This window comes from Pseudoalteromonas sp. T1lg88 (assembly GCF_002964765.1).
Classification (GTDB): Bacteria; Pseudomonadota; Gammaproteobacteria; order Enterobacterales; family Alteromonadaceae; genus Pseudoalteromonas.
Genome location: NZ_PQCF01000032.1, coordinates 434,711 through 452,746 on the forward strand (window position 1 = coordinate 434,711; position 18,036 = coordinate 452,746).

The window sequence follows — 18,036 nt, forward strand, 5'->3', positions numbered from 1 at the left end:
TTTGCAAACCAATGGGCTAATTCACCTTATGTAACAGTAGCCTAGAGTATAGAAGAAAAATTGCGTACACTGGGTCTTTATTATTTAACAGCTTTTACGCATGCTGCATATCATTCAGTCTAATCGCATGGAGATTCTCAGCGCCCAGTTATGTGCGGTGTTAGCGAACCCCAGTAGCGATGATATTTTCGCTCGGGAGCTGGTGTTGGTGCACTCGCCGGGTATGTCTCAATGGCTCAAACTTGAGCTGACAAAGCAACAGGGCGTCTGTGCTCAGGTCGACTTTCCCTTACCTTCAAGCTTTATCTGGTCCTTATACCAGCAAGTTCTGCCCGATGTGCCTGAAGAGTCCGCATTCAATAAGGCCAATATGGCCTGGAAGCTCTATGAGTTATTAATGCAAAAGCTGTCTCTGGAACCGTATCAGGCGCTGGCCAGCTATCTTGAAGATGATGTCGATGGCAGCAAGCGTTTTGCTCTGTGCGAAAAAATCGCCGATGTTTTTGACCATTATTTGATGTACCGGCCCCAGTGGCTGCAAATATGGGAGCAGGGCGTGGATGAGCTGGATGAAGTCGATATTTCACATGCCCCCTGGCAACCCGATTTATGGCGCAGCCTGGTTGCTGTGGTGGCCGAGCTTGGGCAAAGCCCGTATCACCGCGCCAATATGCATGATGCCTTGTTGGCGGCGCTCGCCAGCAATAAGGTACAACTGCCACCGCGCATCTGTATATTTGGCATCTCGGCCTTGGCTCAGTCGCAGTTAGAAGTGTTTAACGCCCTGGCGCACCATACCCAGGTCTTGGTTTTCTTGTTTAACCCCAGCGAGCATTATTGGGGCGATCTGGTTGATGAGAAAACCCTGGCCAAGGTTAACAGCCGCTATAAGGTCAAACCCGAATTGGATGCGGCGCAAAAGGGCGAGCATTATTATATTGTCGGTAATCCATTATTGGCGTCCTGGGGCAAACTGGGGCGGGATTATTTAGAGCAACTAATACAGCTCGACGGCAAGTGGCTGGACGGCTTTGACGATGAATTTGCGCCGCATTTGCTTGGTCGCCTTCAGCAAGAAGTGTATGAGCTGGCCTTTAAGGGTCAGAGTCTGGCCGAAGATACGCACTGGTTTGTAAGCGACGAAGGCAAGATGCCGGTGTGCGATGATGACACCTCGGTGCAGCTGGCCAATTGCCATACCCAGTTACGGGAAGTGGAATGTTTGCACGACTACCTGCTACGGGAATTCGCTAAAGACCCAAGCCTTACGCCCAAAGACATTATTGTCATGATGCCGGATGTCGGCCAATACAGTCCCTTTATCGAGGCGGTGTTTGGTGGTGCCAAGGGCGCGCGCCATATTCCCTATGCCATCGCCGACTTATCTATCGCCCAGGAGCGCCCGCTGCTTAATGCCATTTTAGTGCTGGCAAATTTACCCTTTAGCCGCTTTGGCGTCAGCGAATTAATGGACCTGCTGCAAATTAGCGCCATCAGCGAGCGTTTTGCCTTGTCCGAGCCGGAATTACAGCAATGCCATGTCTGGCTTGAGCAGGTCGGGGTGAAGTGGGGCATAGACGGTGAGCATAAAAGTGAATTTGCCCTGCCGACATTGGCTTTGAACACCTGGCAGTTGGGCTTACAGCGTTTGTTACTCGGTATGGCAACCCGAAGCGAACCCTATTTGGGTTTGTATCCCGCCGATGCGGTTGAGGGGATGAACAGCGATATCTTGAGCAAGTTGCTGAGCTTTATCAATGCGCTTTTGGCGGCCAAAGCCTTGCTTAGCCCGGATGCAGACTTGGCGCAAAAAGTGGCGTCAATGCGTCAGGTGTTGGAGCAGATGTTTGCCAGTACGAGTCTCAGTGCGGTGGATTTAGCGACCATGGACAGGCTCTTTAACGCCGTCGACAAGCATTATTATAATGGTGATTATCTTGGCCTCATCTCACAGCGGGTGTTTGTAAACCTGCTGCAACAAGGCATAGACGACAAGGGCGTGGGTCAGCGTTTCTTAATGGGACAGGTGAACTTCTGTACCCTGATGCCGATGCGGGCGGTGCCCTTTAAAAAGGTCTGTATTCTTGGCTTAAATGATGCGGATTATCCCCGTAACGTACAGCCCATTGGTTTTGACCTGGTGCCCTTTAGCAAACGCCGTAAGGGCGACCGCTCGCGTCGCCTGGACGACAGATACCTGTTTTTAGAGGCGCTCTTGAGTGCCCGTGACAGCGTATATCTTAGCTATATTGGCCGCTCCAGCCGTGATAACAGTGAGCGCATGCCCTCTATCTTGTTAAGCGAGCTATGCGAATATATCGACCGCTGTTTTTATTACCCGGATAAGGACCAAGCTGTGAGTGCTGCCCTTACCGCCGTACATCATTTGCAGCCATTTCACAGTGACTACTATCAAAGCCAAGGACGCTGGCAGAGCTTTAATCCGGTGTGGGCTTTGACTTATGAAGACGCTCAGGAGCAGGGTGAGCAACAACTCCTGGCAGCGTCACCTGAGTCCATTATCGAGCTCGATGCCTTATTGCACTGCGCCACTCGTGCCCAGCAGTTTTTTTATCAGCAGGTGCTGGCGGTGCGCATCAAGGACATAGATGAAGGCAGCGATGATAATGAGCACTTTACCGTCGATCCTCTGGCTCGCTATCAGCTGCTCGATGAGCTGCTTGAGTGTGCCGTCAATGATAAAGAGGTAGACGATGCCGAGTTAATTCAACGCGGCGTGTTACCACAAGGGATCATGGCTGAAGTGACCCTGGAGCAATTAAAAACCCGTATTACTGCGTTAGCGCAGCAGGTGCAAATGCGCATCGGTGGGCAAGAGCCACAGCTGGTGGAAGTGGATGTCAGCGTCGGCGGCTACCAAATTCAGGGCTGGCTAAGTCATGTTTACGCCAATGAGCAGGTGTTTTATCGCAGCGCCAGTATTAAACCCAAGGACCGTATCAAGGGCTTTATTTATCATTTGCTGGCGCAATTAAGCGGCCAGGAAGTTACTACTTTGGTGATGGGCCTTGATGAGCAAGTGCGTTTTGAACCGCTAACTGTGGCTCATGCCGAGCAACTCTTGTTACCCTGGTTGGCTCTTTACCGTGAGGCGCAAACACGCAGCCCGGCATTTTTCCCTATCAGTGCCTGGGAATGGTTGCAACAGGGGGAAATCGGCAAGGCGAATTTAAAATTTGTTGGCGCCTATATCGGCGTGCCGGAGCGTGCCGATCCTTATATCAGTGCCGACTACCGAGATTTATACCAATGCGAGCAGGAATTTTGCGACTGGGCGCTGCAATTGTTAGCCCCTATCGATGAGATGGCTGAGGAGCAAAAATATGCAGATTCTTGATCCCCTTAGCTTGCCCTTGATTGGCCAGCAACTGATTGAGGCCAGTGCCGGTACGGGTAAAACCTACACCATTACCGGCTTATACTTGCGTTACTTGTTGGGCATGTACCAGCGCTCAGATGGCAGTGACGGTGAGCCTTTAAGCGTTGAGCAAATTCTGGTGGTGACCTTTACCGAGGCGGCCACCAGTGAAATTAAAGACAGGGTGCGGGCGCGCATCACCGAGGCCAAGGAAGTGCTGCTTGGTAAAGCAAGTAGCGATGAGCTGGTGCAGCAATTGCTGGCTCAGGTCAAAGAGCCACAGCAGGCCTATAACCTGCTGGATGCAGCGGCCAAGTCTCTGGATGACAGTGCCATCTTCACCATACATGGCTTTTGCCAGCGCATGCTAAAACAGCATGCCTTTGCCTCCAATATGGCCTTTAACCTGCATTTCGTTATGGACGAAAGTGAATTGCAGCAACAGGCTGTGTTCGATTTTTGGCGGCAATTCGTTTACCCCTTATCGGCGCAGCAGGTACAGGCGGTGTTGGCCCATTATAAGTCACCTTACAGCTTGCTAAAAACCCTGAGCCCGCTGATCAATCGCGAGCAACTGATCATAGAGCCGCGCTTTGACGACCCGCAGCAGGCATTAGCCCAGGTTTGGCAGCAACAAGCGCAATACCTTGAGGCCCTGGAGCCGTTTAAGCAGGCGCTTAGAAACGGCGATTTCTTCAGTGCCCTGGCCGCCAGCGATATCAAGGGGACTGCTAAACCTAAGCACAAGGCCAATGTTGCCGCTTTGCAGGCCTTTGCCCACAGCGATGATCTTGAGCTGGATAAAGGCAAAAAGTCGTTTGCGCTTTGGTCAAGCGAGTCGCTGCAAGACCCAAGCATTTATAAGAAAAATGGCAAGGAGTTCAGCCATGAACTGGTGAGCGAGTTTGAACGCTTAAGTGAGCTCAGCGCCGGTTTCGGCAAGTCTTTGGCCCAGCTATTGTGTGTTTACGCTCTGGATTATGTGCGCACCCATGTGCAAACGGCGAAAAAACGCCAGCAACTCTTGGCTCCGGACGACCTGCTGAGCGGCCTCTATCAGGCCCTGGGTAATGACAGCGAGGGTGAGTTGGCGCGGCAGATACGCAGCCAATATCCGGTGGCCATGATCGATGAGTTTCAGGACACCGACCCCGTCCAATACGGGATTTTTAATACCCTGTATCGCCCTTTAAGCTCGGCGATGAGCGGTCTGACCATGATAGGCGACCCGAAACAGGCCATTTATGGCTTTCGTGGTGCCGATATCTTTACCTATATAGATGCCAAACAACAGCTTGATGAGCATCGCCTGTATACCCTGGCGGTCAACCACAGATCCAGCACACAACTGGTGGGGTGCGTGAACGACCTCTTTAGCGGTCATCCGCAGAGCTTTATTTATAACGAGCAAATTCCGTTTTTCAATGTCAAAGCCAAGGGCAAGAAAGAGCAGTTATGCCTTGATGGCAAGCCCTTGGCGGCGATGGAGTTTATCTGGCATGGCGGTGGCACTGAGATACTCTCTAAGGAGCTGGGGCAGGGCGCATTGGCCGAGAGTTTTGCCAAACGCATCCATTATCTGCTGGGTGAAGCACAACAGGGGCGTTTAACCCTGGGCGAGACGTCTCCCTGTGCCGGCGATTTCTGTATTCTGGTGCGCGACCGTCGTGAAGCGGCGCTGATGAAAAAAGCTCTGGCTGAGGCCGGGGTGGCCAGTGTTTATCTGGCTCGTGACAGCGTCTTTAAGCAGCCATTGGCACAGCATTTGTATCGCTTGTTAAGCGTACTGCACGGGCCTTACGACGAGCGCTTGCTGCGCGGTATGTTGAGCGGCCCCTTTTATAATTTCTCGGCGGCACAGATCTATGCCCTTGGCGATGATCAGCAACGTTGGGGTGAGCTTTTAAATGAATTTGCCGAGCTAAGACGCCGCTGGTATGCCGATGGTGCCCTGGCCATGCTGGAGCAGCTGCTTTGGCAAAATAAACTCCCTCAGCGCTGGCACGATCTGGGCTGGGATGTACAGCGGGCGTTAACGGATTTTCGTCATCTGGGCGAAATCCTGCAACATAAGCAAATTGAACTTGATGGCACCACGCGTTTGCTCAGCTATTTTCATCAGCAGCTGAGCAGCGAATATGGTGAGGGCGACAGCGCCCAATTGCGCCTGGAAACCGATGCGCAGTTGGTGCAAATCGTTACTATGCACGCCTCCAAAGGTTTGCAATACCCCATAGTCTTTATACCCTTTGCCCAGAGTTATCGCAGCGCCGCCATGGCTTATTACCATAGCGACGGCCAGTTACGTTTGGATCTGGCCGAGAGCGAGCAGGCCATGATGGCCGCCGAGCGTGAGCGTTTGGCCGAAGACCTGCGTTTGCTTTATGTGGCGCTGACCCGCGCTATCTATCACTGTTCTTTAGGAATGTACGGCATAGGCCAGAGAGGGCGCTCGCAGATGCACAGCTGCGCCCTTGGCTATTTGCTATTTAGTGAGGCCGAGCCGCAGTCAGACTTCTATGCCTTACTGGCCGACAAGGTTGCAACGAATGCGGATATGGCGCTGATGCTAACAGAGCAGGTGCCCGTGTCTGATATAGCACTGGCGCACAGCGACGCCGTTGAATTGCACCTTGCTACGCCACCGGCGGGTATAGAGCGTCATTGGCGGGCGACCAGCTTTAGTGCCTTAAGTTATAAACGCCATGAAGCGCCGAGTTTTGGCGCCGGTGGTGGTGACGACGATGAAGACCATCGTATGGAGCAGTATTTATACCCGTCCAGGAGCGTCGATGAGGCAAGCCTTAGCAGCTACGAATTCCCCAAGGGGCCGGGGCCGGGCAGTTGCTTGCACGATATCCTAGAGCAAATTTCCTTCGCCGGGGTCGCCAAGGGCGAGGAATCGGCGCTAGCCCAGCTGCAACAGGTATGTGAGCAGAGCCTGCACAAGTATGCTCTGGACGAGAGTTGGCTGGAATTATTGCAACATTGGATGGTGGACATAGTGCGCTGTCCGCTCGATAACACAGGCTTAAGTCTGGGGGCGCTGGAAGATAAGCAGTGCCTGGTGGAAATGGAGTTTCATCTGCCTCTGCTTGAGCTCGAACCAAAAGCCTTTAACCACGCTATGCTGAGCTTGTTCGGCTATGACTTCGATTTTGACTTTGAGCGGGTTAAGGGCGTCTTAAAGGGCTTTATCGACCTTATTTTCTGTTATCAGGGTCGTTATTATGTGCTTGATTATAAATCAAATTACCTGGGTGATAACGCCTTGGACTATGATCAAAATGCCCTCACTCATGCCATGAATGCGCACAGCTACCATGTGCAAGGCGCTATTTATATGGTGGCGCTGCATCGCTTGTTGCAAAAACGCTTGCCGGATTACGATCCCGAGCGTCATTTGGGCGGCATGATCTACACCTTTATGCGCGCCATGCCGCAGCAGCAAGGGGTCTACAGCAAAGCCTTTAGCATCAATGAAATTAATCAACTGGATGCCTTATTCGCCCAAGGAGAGCGCGGTGATTGAGTTACTACAAGCGCACGACAAGGTGCGCACCGTGGATATTGAGCTGGCCAAGCTGCTGCTGGGTGAGCCCCTGCACGGCGGCAATGAAATGGGCTTCTACCTGCTCTTATTGCTGCTTAAGGCCATGAATGAGCAGCATAGCTGTCTGGATTTAACCACACTTGATATCAGTAACCCCTTTGCCCTTGACCTGCGCAGTCTTGAGCCAGGGCTGGAACTTGGGCTTGATATTGAGCTAGGGCTATCTCAGTTGCCTTGCATTGGTGAGCAGATGCCGCTGCGCCTTCGCGATAACGCCCTGTATCTGGCTCGGTATGATGAGTATGAGGCGATATTGGCCGAGCGTTTTAGCGCGTTGGCCACAGCGCCCATCACCTTGGACAATGCCCGTCTGGCTGAATTGATCCAGTTGTATTTTGGCGCCGAGGATGCACAAAGCCCGAACTGGCAAAAGGTGGCTTGTGCCACTGCGGCCACGCGCAAATTCTGTGTGATCAGCGGCGGTCCGGGCACAGGTAAAACAACCACAGTAACCCGGCTATTGGCCATTTTACAATCCCTGTATCGTGAGGCGCCGCTGCATATCGAGCTGGTGGCGCCCACGGGTAAGGCGGCGGCGCGCTTAAGCGAGTCCATTCAGGGGGCTAAATTGGACTTACCTCAGGTGGGGGAGGATGTGGCCGCGCTTATCCCCGAGCAGGCACAAACCCTGCACCGTTTGCTCGGTACCTTGCCATACTCCAATCAATTCCGTCATAACCGCGCCAACCCGGTGCATGCTGATCTGGTGGTAGTCGACGAGGCCTCCATGATAGACATCAGCTTGATGGCCAAGCTGGTGGATGCCCTGGCGCCGCATACCCGGTTGATTTTGCTCGGCGATAAGGACCAGTTGAGCTCGGTGGACAGTGGCAATATCATGGCGGATCTCTGTTGCCAGTGTCAGCTTGGCCACTTACCCAATTACAGCGCGCCTTGGGCGCAGCAATTGGCTGGCCTGTGTGGGGAGCACCAGTACCACAGCCAGCAGCAAACCCCTTATCTGCTGCGCGACAATATTGCCTTTTTGCAGCATAGTTATCGCTTTGCCGAGGGCAGTGGCATTGGCCGTCTGGCCTATGCGGTCAATCGCGCCGAACAAAATACCGCCAGGCAGCTGCTGCAAAGCGATGCCGAGGATATCAGCTATTTTGATTTGCAGGAGGGATTCTATTCCCAGCTTATCGACCGCGCCGCAACCCAATACAGTACCTATTTAAACTTGGCTGGTGAGGGGATGGATGCCAAGGCCGTGCATCAGGCTTTTGCTCAGTATCAATTGCTGGCGGCGCTGCGCGAAGGTCCCTTTGGCGTGCAACAGCTTAATCAACGTATTGAACAGCGTTTGGCACAGCAGGGATTAATCGATCTGAGGCAGCGTTTTTATCTTGGTATGCCTTTGATGATCAGCCAAAACGACTATCAGTTACGCCTCTTTAATGGCGATATAGGGATAGTTTTACCGGACGAGGACGGTGCCCTGAAGGCCATGTTTATCGGCAGTGATGGTACTATCCGCGCCATAGAGCCGGGGCGCCTGCCCGGGTTTGATAAGGTCTTTGCCATGACCATACATAAGTCGCAGGGCTCGGAATTTGCTCATACCGCCATGGTATTACCGCCCTTGGGCCGTGGCGGCCAGCGTCTTAACCGCCAACTGGTTTACACCGGCATTACCCGGGCTAAAAAGCATATTGAGCTTATCTGCGATATGCGCACCTTGTTCCATGCCATTAATCAGCCCATTAGTCGTGCCTCCGGGCTTTATCAGCGACTGCAAGGAGCAAATCACTGATGTGGCCTTACATTATTCTCGCCCTGATATTGGTAAAAACGTCACTATTGGGGTTGGGTGGCCTTTCCATAGTGCTGGCACTGTTGGGGTTATTATTGCTGCGCTTGGGTTTGGGCAAGCCGGAACCCTGGTTACGCCGCCGCGCCGCGAAAATACTCAAGCTCGCGCTTGGGCTGCATCTTTTAGCCTATGCCATGTTGCTGATAAAACTCTTCACGCTTGAGTCATGGGAGGATGTGCCCATCTTGATTGCCAGCCACCTGGTTTTACATCATATGATGGCGGCCTTTATTGGCGCGACACTTATCTTTATGCTGATAAGAAGCTATTTTATCTATAAAGATCAGGTGGGTAGCGGCCCGGCGGAAAAGGCGTAGGCAGATTAGATTTTTTACTCTAAGCTGGTTTTTACCTATAGAAATATACGTAAAGCAGGTTAGAGACGATGAAATCACTTGTTAGCCAACTGGCTAACTATGCCCACTATCACAGGGATATGCGCAACATTTACACCCATTTTATCGGTATCCCGCTGATAGTGTATGCCTTGGCGGTGTTGTTATCGCGACCAAACTTTACGCTCACTCCCGAACTCACACTCACTCCCGCCACCATAGCTGTTGCCATCACCTGTGTTTATTATTTGTTTCTATCCCTGTCCCTGGGGTTAGTGATGACGGTACTGATGGCTGCCGTCTTGGTGGGCGCGGCACCTTTGGCCGCCTTACCCTGGCCACAATGGCTGGGCTGGGGTGTTGGGCTCTTCCTGCTCGGCTGGTTATTTCAATTTGTTGGTCACTATTTTGAAGGGAAGAAACCGGCGTTCGTCGACGATCTGATTGGCCTGGTGATCGGCCCGCTGTTTGTGGTGGTGGAGCTGTTGTTTATGCTCGGCCTATACAAGGGACTGAAGCAGGACATTGAACAGATTGCCGGTAAAGTCCGTTAGCAGGTGTTGAACTTGGTAACCTGCGGGAAAGCTGCTTACCAGCCTAACCAAACTAGTTCTTTTTTGCGCACCTTGGCACAGGACTTGATTGCCTACTCTTTATCGCGCCGATACGTTTTACACCTGATTCGCTTTGCTCCCTTAGTGTAGGAGAGCTGGGGGATGGGCTGGTAAACAGCGGGCGACAACGCGGGAACAATCAAAACCAACATAGTGCATCACGCACCAAAAGGGGGCAGCAGTGAGTTATTACGAGGTTAATTTTGATGGCCTGGTAGGGCCTACCCACAATTTTGCAGGCTTGTCGTACGGTAATATTGCATCTAAATCCAATGCCAATAAGGTGGCTAATCCCAGGCAAGCGGCGCTGCAGGGTCTGGAAAAAATGTGGTCTTTAGTACAACTGGGGCTGTACCAAGGAGTGCTGGCGCCCAATGCCCGCCCTGACTTAGCGACGCTAAGAGCCCTGGGATTCAGCGGCTCGGATGCGGCGGTGATCGACAAGGCCGCGAAAACCGAGCCCATGTTGTTGAAGGCCTGTTATTCGGCATCATCCATGTGGGCAGCCAACGCTGCGACCGTCTCGCCCGGGTGTGATACGCAAGACGCCAAGGTGCACTTTACGCCGGCCAACCTGAATAATAAGCTGCACCGGGCGATAGAGGCGAAAACCACGGGGCAAATTTTGCGTGCCACCTTTAATGATGATGCGCATTTTGTGCATCATCCGCCTTTGCCCCAGCACTCACTCTTTGGTGATGAGGGGGCGGCAAACTACACCAGGCTGGTCGACAGTTACGGCCACAGTGGGCTTGCCTTGTTTGTCTATGGCGAAGACATGAATTCCAATGTTAGGCCCTCCGCGTTTCCCGCCAGACAAACCCGCCAGGCGAGTGAAGCAATAGCACGCAGCCATCAGCTCGACCCGAAGCGCACCTTGTTTATTCAGCAAAACCCCGACGTTATCGATCAGGGGGTGTTTCACAACGATGTCATAGCCATTGGCAACGAAAATGTGTTGCTGTTTCATGAGCAGGCGTTTCATCAGCAGCAGGCGGTGATAGCGCAGATCCGCAACGGATATTCAGGCTCACGTCCTTTGCACCTGATAGAAGTAAAAACAACAGACGTGACCCTGGACGATGCGATTAAAAGCTATATATTTAACAGCCAATTAGTAAGCCTGCCAAGCGGGGGCATGGCCATTATTGCGCCAAGCGAGTGTCAGACCATAGGCAGGGTGGAGCGCTATCTGTCACTGTTATGCAAGGCCAGTAACCCGATTAATGAGGTGATCTATTTGGACTTGAAGCAAAGCATGCAAAATGGCGGCGGACCGGCTTGCCTGCGTTTGCGTGTTGCACTGTCACAGCAGGAGCTGGCGGCGGTTAACCCTTCCTGTCTATTGGATGACAGGCTTTACGCTGTTCTGTGTGACTGGGTGAAAAAACACTACCGTGACAGAGTCTCAGAGAAGGACTTGGCCGACCCCAGCCTGATGACTGAAAGCCAAACGGCGCTTGATGAGCTGACTCAGATACTCTCTATTGGCTCCGTGTATCCCTTCCAGCAAAATTAAGTTTAGTAGTGTAAAAAGAGCAGCGGACGGCTGCTCTTTTTATGCCTGTAATTAGAGTTGTTTGGCACACTATGTAACACAAAAAACCGGCTCGGTTATGTGGTGATAGTAGAGAGAGCGCTGATATTAAGAGAGAAAATAAATTACGTCGCGAGCCAAGTAGGGCAAGAATAAGTAACGGCACGTTTTTCTGAGCCACCTCTTAATTGCATGTAAGAAAAACACCTGATAACTTGTTGCTATTACTAAATAAAAATTGAATTGGTGGGAAAAAATGGGGTTATGGATAACTTCCTTAACCGGGAATTCGCACTAATTATCTGTTAAGTTTCAAGGAGGATTACGTGGAAATTTTTACAAATGCGTGGTTTGTGGGTATTGGTGGAGGAATCCTTAGTGGCTTAATTGTTACCCTAATTACTCGGTATTTATTTTCCAAAAAAGACAATACAGAATATGCTCAAAAAATAGCAGCAGTAAACAAAGAAGTTGTATATGCGCTAAGACCTGGCATTTCTGAAGGACATATACCTGATATGGAAGTACTTCATTCCTTAATAAATGCCACAGCTAGAAAATACAAGATAAATAGAGAAGATGCATATCAGGCTAAACAAATAGCGGAAGAACTTATAAAAGAAATTATGGATTCTAGCTTTATATCGTCTGATACCAAGAAAAATTATTGTGAAACTTTGGCGCATTTAGTTAATGTGCAAAAAGAAGTTAGTGAGCCACTGGAAATTGAAAATGAAAGAAAACTCGTCGATGCAGAGTTTAGGCAAAAACAAACTGAACGTGTAAGTAGTGTCCTAGGTTTAACTGCTGCCATGAGTACAATGGTAGTAGTTGCAACTAAAGTACTTGATACTGATAAAGTATCCTCACCACTTAAAAGTATTTTAGATATAACACTTCCTACCTTAACGGTTCTCGTCGCCGTTATGGTAGCTACTGTAGCTATGCTTACTAGTGTTAGGCTAAAAAAATTAAAAGCCGAACGAGATGAGAAAAATGAAACTTAACAAGCGCCTAAACAAAGGACGCCAAAAGCTTGGCTTGCGCTTCTTCGTCGCTAATTATAGCCAAGTATTTTACGCCTGTTAGGCTAGCGTAATGTGCCAAAGGAGATTTACTGCAATGAAATGCAAATTACTTTTAGTGTTTTTTATGTTTTTCGGGCTCCAAAGTTCTGTTTTCGCATCCGACGCGTCAGAACAATTAACTACTTCAGAGTTAGAAATTAAAGTAAGTAAACTTCAATCTAAAGTCTGGGAACTGGAGACAGCTCAAAACAAAGCAAAATCAGACATCTCAAAAATTCAAGAGACCTTAAGACATAGTGGTTTAGCTATAGTTTTGTTCGCTTTTTTCTGTGCATGGTGGGCAAAAACATCAGGGCGTAGCGCACTATTGTGGTTCATTTTGGGTATGTTGTTCCACGTTTTAACCGCAATTGCGCTTTTAATAAAAACTGAGCGAAGCACATAACAAACCACTCAAGGCACTCGCGCTGCTCGCAGGGACGCTAACACATGGGCAGCGCCACTTCGTGCCTAATTTTAGCCCGTGTGTTATCGCCCCGTCTTGGGCGTTATCAACGCTTGCACTTCGCTCATAGCCATCACTTAATACAAGCTTCTCTTACCGACCCACACCAGGGTGGCAATGATAGGTTGCCAAATCATCCTTTTTAACTAGGCTTTAACCTTAACGCCAAATTAAACCAAGGGGGTTTATGTGCCTGGGTTAAATATATTTAAGTCACTTTTTAGCTTTGCTCTGGTCATTATGTTATCGGCTTGTGGAGCACCTCAAAGCGAAGTGGCGAGCAATGAGCAAGAAAAGATGACGCCACAGGCGTTGCCACAGGCTGTGCCAAGGGCTGAGTTAACACCCGTCAATAAGGTGGATATCACCACCACAGAATATGCCATCTTGGCGCCGGATTATTTACCCACCGGCTGGACGACCTTTGCGTTTACCAATCGCGGTGGCCAGGAGCACTTTGTGGCCATGTATCGTCTGGTGGAGGGGAAGACCATAGAGGATCAGCTGCGAGACGTAGCCCCCGCGTTTGATCCCATAATGCAGGGTTTGCGCAGCGGCGAAATGACTAAAGCAGATATAGGTCCATTTCTGGAGCAGAATGTCCCGGACTGGGGGCTGCAAATGACCTGGGTAGGGGGCGCTGGGCTCTTGTCCAATGGCCACAGCGTCGAGGCGACCTTTAATATCGATAAGCCCGGTATTTATTTGCTCGAATGCTATGTGAAAGCCCCTGATGGCCAATGGCACACGCTGATGGGGATGTTGCATCAGATACAGGTCCATCCCGGACCCACCGAGCAGGAGCTACCCGATGCCACTCATAATCTGACAGTCGCCAACACCGGCATTAGTGGGCCAGAGGTGGTGAAAGCGGGTAAACACACCTTTCGTATCGATATAGGTGAAAACCCGCCGGGCTTTTTACCCTATGACTTACATCTGGCCAAGCTCGAAGAGGGTACGGATTTACAGCAGGTGTATTTTTGGATGGACTGGACCAATGTCGGTGGCTTACGCGCGCCGGCACCTGTGACCTTTTTAGGCGGCATTGAACAGATGCGTGCCGGTAACCATGGCTATGTCAGCGTCGATTTGGCACCGGGTAATTATCTTTGGGTGTCTGAGGTCAATGCGGCAAACATAAATATGCCTTTTGTGGTGATCGAGTAATAAGTTAAGTTACCTTAGCAGTTGGGGGCAAATAGCCCCTTTTTTTATATGGAAATTATGCCCTAAATCCACACTTGCTGGTCAAACTTGGTAACTAATATGTTAATATAATCAGCAACTAAAACTAATGGGCAAGCATAATGGCAAGGCGAAGTAAGGCCGATGCAGAGCAGACTCGGGCGGCCATCCTCGATGCTGCAGAACAACTATTCTTTGATCATGGCGTGTCCTGTACCACCTTGGCGCATATTGCCGCCGCGGCGGGGGTAACTAGGGGGGCCATTTACTGGCATTTTGCCAATAAGAACGATCTATTTAATGCCATGCTTGAGCGTATTCGCTTGCCCTTTAGAATGATGCTGAGCGAACTGCAGCAGGCCAATGAACAAAGCACCTTGGCACAGGTGAAAGATGTGATTTGTCGCTCTATGCTCTTGGTTGAGCAGGAGCCACAATATTATCGCGTGCTCACCGTGGTGTTCCATCGCTGTGAGTATGTGGAAGAGCTTAACCCCGTGGTGGCGCAGCAAAAAGAGTTGAATCAGGAAGTGATTGCGACTTTAACTTTAGCTTTTAATCGTGCCCTGGATAATGGTGAGTTAAACCCATGTATTCGCCCCGAAGATGCGGCAATATCGCTTAACGCTTTATTCGTCGGTTTGCTAAGCCAGTATCTACAGCACCCGGGCTGTATGAACCTGACCAAGCAGGTCGAGCCCTTACTCGATACCTTATTTGTAGGCCTAAAAAAGCCGGGCTAAATTAGCCCGGCTTGCAGTGCCTGCATATACCAATTCACTTAAATAGCTAATCATTCTAGCGGGCTAAATATCATGCTTACGGCGTTGGAATTTTTCTATGTAGGATAACTACATAAGAAAAACTCCGCCTTGTTATCACATCATTTATCCAGCGCTATCTCTGATCACATACTTAACAGAATTGGTATTATTTATTGCGTACAAAGATTTTTTGTACCACCAAATAGAACACCGGGACGAGGAAGATTGCCAGGAAGGTCGCCGTTGCCATACCACCTAGTACGCCGATACCTATGGCGTTACGACTTGCCGAGCCCGCACCTGTACTGATCGCCAGTGGCAATACGCCCAGTGAGAAGGCCAGTGAGGTCATGATGATGGGGCGTAAACGCAGGCGGATAGCCTCAAGCGTTGCCTTAATAACATCCAGACCTTGTTGTTGCAGGTCTTTAGCAAACTCCACGATCAGGATGGCGTTTTTCGAGGCCAGACCCATGGTGGTCAACAGGCCCACCTGGAAGTAGACGTCATTTTCCAAGCCGAAGATAAAGGCCGCACCGAGAGCACCGACGATACCCAATGGCACCACCATAATCACCGAGAATGGAATCGACCAGCTCTCATACAGCGCCGCTAAGCACAGGAATACCACCAGGATCGACAGGGCGTACAAGAAGGGCGCCTGTGAGCCAGACATCTTCTCCTGATACGAGGTGCTGGTCCACTCGAAGTCGATGCCTTCCGGTAGTTGGTCTACCAACTCGGCAACCACATTCATGGCCGTACCCGAGCTGTATCCTGGTGCCGGTTGACCTAAGATCTCCATCGCCGAGATACCGTTATAACGCTCCAAACGCTGTGGGCCATACACCCAGCGGCTGCTGGCAAAGCTGTCGAATGACACCATCTCGCCTTGATTGTTACGCACATACCAGTGGCTTAAGTCTTCAGGAGTCATACGGAACTCGGCATCTGCCTGCACGTACACCTTCTTAACGCGGCCACGGTCAACGAAGTCATTCACATAGGTTGAACCCCAGCCGATAGACAAGGCGTTGTTGATCTCGCTAATTGGCACACCCAAAGCTTGAGCCTTAAGCTGGTCTATATCTACCTGCAGCTGCGCCGCATCTTCCATGCCGTTTGGACGAACCGCCATCAGCTCTGGACGTTGTGCGGCCATGCCAAGGAACTGGTTACGTGCCTGCAGCAGGGCTTCGTGGCCAAGACCACCCCGGTCTTGCAAGAACATGTTAAAGCCGGTGGCCTGACCTAATTCCACAATAGGTGGCAGGTTAAAGGCAAAGATCTGTGCTTCTTTAATGGTTGAGAACTTGCCCATGGCGCGGCCAATAATCGCTTGCACGCTTTGGCTTTCGTCACGCTCACTCCAGTCCTTCAAACGGGTGAAGGCAAGACCGACGTTTTGACCCTGACCGGCAAAACTAAAGCCGCTTACGGTGAATACAGACTGCACCGCTTCTTCGCTGCCATAGTGATCCGATACTTGCGTCATAATTGCTTCGGTACGTTCCTGGCTGGCACCACTTGGTAATTGCACCATGGTCAGGAAGATACCCTGATCTTCTTCTGGTAGGAAAGACGACGGCAGGCGGGCAAACATCAGTGCCATTACCGCTACGATCACACCGTATAAAGCCATAGAGCGAACAGGGCGCTTCAACAGGCCGCCTACGGCCTTACCGTATTTGTCATTACCGCGGTCGAAGGTGCGGTTAAACCAGCCGAAGAAGCCGCCTTTGTTATGATGATCGCCATGGATTGGCTTCAAAATAGTGGCACACAGGGCCGGCGTAAAGACGATAGCAACGAGCACCGACAGCGCCATGGCCGATACGATAGTGATAGAGAACTGCTTATAGATGGCACCGGTGGCTCCGCCGAAAAACGCCATGGGTACGAATACCGCCGACAATACCAGGCCGATACCTACCAGGGCACCGGTGATCTGACTCATGGACTTACGCGTGGCTTCAACTGGTCCCAGGCCGTCTTCACTCATGACCCGCTCAACGTTTTCTACCACAACTATGGCATCGTCCACCAAGAGGCCGATGGCCAGTACCATACCGAACATGGTCAAGGTGTTGATAGAGAAACCCATGGCCGACATGATGCCGAAGGTACCAAGTAATACGACGGGAATGGCCAGAGTTGGGATCAGCGTGGCGCGGAAGTTCTGCATAAACAGATACATAACCACGAATACCAGGATCACGGCTTCAAATAGGGTTTGTACTACGGCGCTGATAGACACTTCAACAAAGGGCGTGGTGTCGTAAGGGATGGTGATTTTAACACCGGCCGGGAAATAGGCTTCAAGCTCGGCTAAACGTGCTTTTACCGCATTGGCCGTATCCAGGGCGTTGGCACCCGTGGCAAGCTCAATGGCAAAACCGGTTGCTGGCATGCCGTTATAACGACCCATAACCGCATAGTTTTCACCGCCAAGTTCAATACGGGCAACATCGCTAAGTAATACGCGTGAGCCGTCGGCATTTACGCGCAGCAGAATTTGTCCGAACTCTTCCGGGCTGCTCAATCGGCTTTGTGCCGTAATTGCAGCGTTATATTGCTGACCTGGTAAAGCCGGTGCACCGCCTAGCTGACCTGCGGTCACCTGGTTGTTTTGCACACGAATGGCGCTGGTCACATCTGTTGGGGTTAGCTGAAACTCATTGAGTTTGTCTGCATCCAACCAGATACGCATGGCGTATTGGCTACCGAATACGGTGAGGTTACCTACACCTGGAGTACGGCTGATCGGGTCCTTTACGTTTGACACCACGTAATCGGAAAGGTCTTCACGGGTCATGGAACCGTCTTCGGAAATAAAGCCGACAACCATTAAGAAGCTGCCGCTCGATTTGGCAACAGCTACACCTTGTTGCTGCACTTCTTGTGGCAACAGTGGGATAGCGCGCTGTAGCTTGTTCTGCACCTGAACCTGGGCAATATCCGGATCTGTGCCGGTTTCAAAGGTCAGGGTCAGGGTTACATTACCCAAAGAGTCACTCTGTGCCGACATATACATCAGGTTGTCGATGCCGTTCATGGCCTGCTCAATAACCTGAGTGATGGCGTCTTCGGCGGTTTTTGCTGTCGCACCCGGGTAGCTGGCGGTAATAGTTACCGCTGGCGGTGCTACCTGAGGGTACTGCTCAACCGGCAATTGTTTAACAGACAACAAACCGGCCAGCATGATGACTATTGCTATCACCCATGCAAAGATTGGTCGGCTAATAAAGAAATTCGCCATA

11 protein-coding genes are annotated in these 18,036 nt (G+C 50.9%); 10 read left to right on the forward strand and 1 reads right to left on the reverse strand.

The genetic code is table 11. The annotated features are described in order from the left end of the window. Positions 1–100: 100 nt before the first annotated feature. From recC to C2M34_RS13615, 10 genes are all read left to right on the forward strand, one after another. Complete coding sequence (gene recC, locus C2M34_RS13570; protein WP_105259076.1) at positions 101–3,358, forward strand: exodeoxyribonuclease V subunit gamma; 3,258 nt, start codon at positions 101–103, stop codon at positions 3,356–3,358. Next, positions 3,345–6,911, forward strand: a complete 3,567-nt coding sequence (gene recB / locus C2M34_RS13575) for an exodeoxyribonuclease V subunit beta (protein ID WP_105259077.1) — start codon at positions 3,345–3,347, stop codon at positions 6,909–6,911. Before recC ends, recB begins: the two co-directional genes overlap by 14 nt. After that, entirely contained in the window at positions 6,904–8,745 is a 1,842-nt protein-coding gene (gene recD, locus C2M34_RS13580; protein WP_105259078.1) for an exodeoxyribonuclease V subunit alpha, read from the forward strand. Before recB ends, recD begins: the two co-directional genes overlap by 8 nt. Further along, positions 8,745–9,122, forward strand: coding sequence for a hypothetical protein (locus C2M34_RS13585; protein ID WP_105259079.1), 378 nt, complete (start codon positions 8,745–8,747; stop codon positions 9,120–9,122). Before recD ends, C2M34_RS13585 begins: the two co-directional genes overlap by 1 nt. 68 nt (positions 9,123–9,190) lie before the next feature. Then, positions 9,191–9,694 carry an Mpo1 family 2-hydroxy fatty acid dioxygenase gene (locus tag C2M34_RS13590; RefSeq protein WP_105259080.1) on the forward strand — a complete coding sequence of 168 codons (504 nt, stop codon included), beginning with the start codon at positions 9,191–9,193 and terminating at the stop codon, positions 9,692–9,694. Between the two features lie 241 nt (positions 9,695–9,935). After that, entirely contained in the window at positions 9,936–11,273 is a 1,338-nt protein-coding gene (gene astB, locus C2M34_RS13595; RefSeq protein WP_105259081.1) for an N-succinylarginine dihydrolase, read from the forward strand. Between the two features lie 344 nt (positions 11,274–11,617). Next, positions 11,618–12,298, forward strand: coding sequence for a hypothetical protein (locus C2M34_RS13600; protein WP_105259082.1), 681 nt, complete (start codon positions 11,618–11,620; stop codon positions 12,296–12,298). A gap of 115 nt (positions 12,299–12,413) precedes the next feature. Next, positions 12,414–12,764 (forward strand): hypothetical protein, encoded by a 351-nt coding sequence (locus C2M34_RS13605; RefSeq protein ID WP_105259083.1) that lies wholly within the window; start codon positions 12,414–12,416, stop codon positions 12,762–12,764. A gap of 357 nt (positions 12,765–13,121) precedes the next feature. Then, positions 13,122–13,994: a hypothetical protein gene (locus C2M34_RS13610; protein WP_199878801.1), complete on the forward strand. Its 873-nt coding sequence runs from the start codon at positions 13,122–13,124 to the stop codon at positions 13,992–13,994. A 140-nt stretch (positions 13,995–14,134) separates the two neighbouring features. Beyond that, positions 14,135–14,755 (forward strand): TetR family transcriptional regulator, encoded by a 621-nt coding sequence (locus tag C2M34_RS13615; protein WP_105198854.1) that lies wholly within the window; start codon positions 14,135–14,137, stop codon positions 14,753–14,755. A gap of 187 nt (positions 14,756–14,942) precedes the next feature. Here the strand turns inward: C2M34_RS13615 and C2M34_RS13620 are convergent, their stop codons facing one another. Continuing rightward, on the reverse strand, positions 14,943–18,035 hold the full coding sequence (locus tag C2M34_RS13620; protein ID WP_105259085.1) for an efflux RND transporter permease subunit: 3,093 nt from the start codon (positions 18,033–18,035) through the stop codon (positions 14,943–14,945). Position 18,036 lies beyond the last annotated feature (1 nt).

What these genes read in the sequence shown, in the direction of transcription:
- C2M34_RS13615 (WP_105198854.1), top strand. Translation starts at nt 14,135, where the DNA reads ATGGCAAGGCGAAGTAAGGCCGATGCAGAGCAGACTCGGGCGGCCATC.
- C2M34_RS13585 (WP_105259079.1), top strand. Translation starts at nt 8,745, where the DNA reads ATGTGGCCTTACATTATTCTCGCCCTGATATTGGTAAAAACGTCACTA.
- recC (WP_105259076.1), top strand. Translation starts at nt 101, where the DNA reads ATGCTGCATATCATTCAGTCTAATCGCATGGAGATTCTCAGCGCCCAG.
- C2M34_RS13605 (WP_105259083.1), top strand. Translation starts at nt 12,414, where the DNA reads ATGAAATGCAAATTACTTTTAGTGTTTTTTATGTTTTTCGGGCTCCAA.
- C2M34_RS13620 (WP_105259085.1), bottom strand. Translation starts at nt 18,035, where the DNA reads ATGGCGAATTTCTTTATTAGCCGACCAATCTTTGCATGGGTGATAGCA.
- C2M34_RS13610 (WP_199878801.1), top strand. Translation starts at nt 13,122, where the DNA reads ATGACGCCACAGGCGTTGCCACAGGCTGTGCCAAGGGCTGAGTTAACA.
- C2M34_RS13590 (WP_105259080.1), top strand. Translation starts at nt 9,191, where the DNA reads ATGAAATCACTTGTTAGCCAACTGGCTAACTATGCCCACTATCACAGG.
- recB (WP_105259077.1), top strand. Translation starts at nt 3,345, where the DNA reads ATGCAGATTCTTGATCCCCTTAGCTTGCCCTTGATTGGCCAGCAACTG.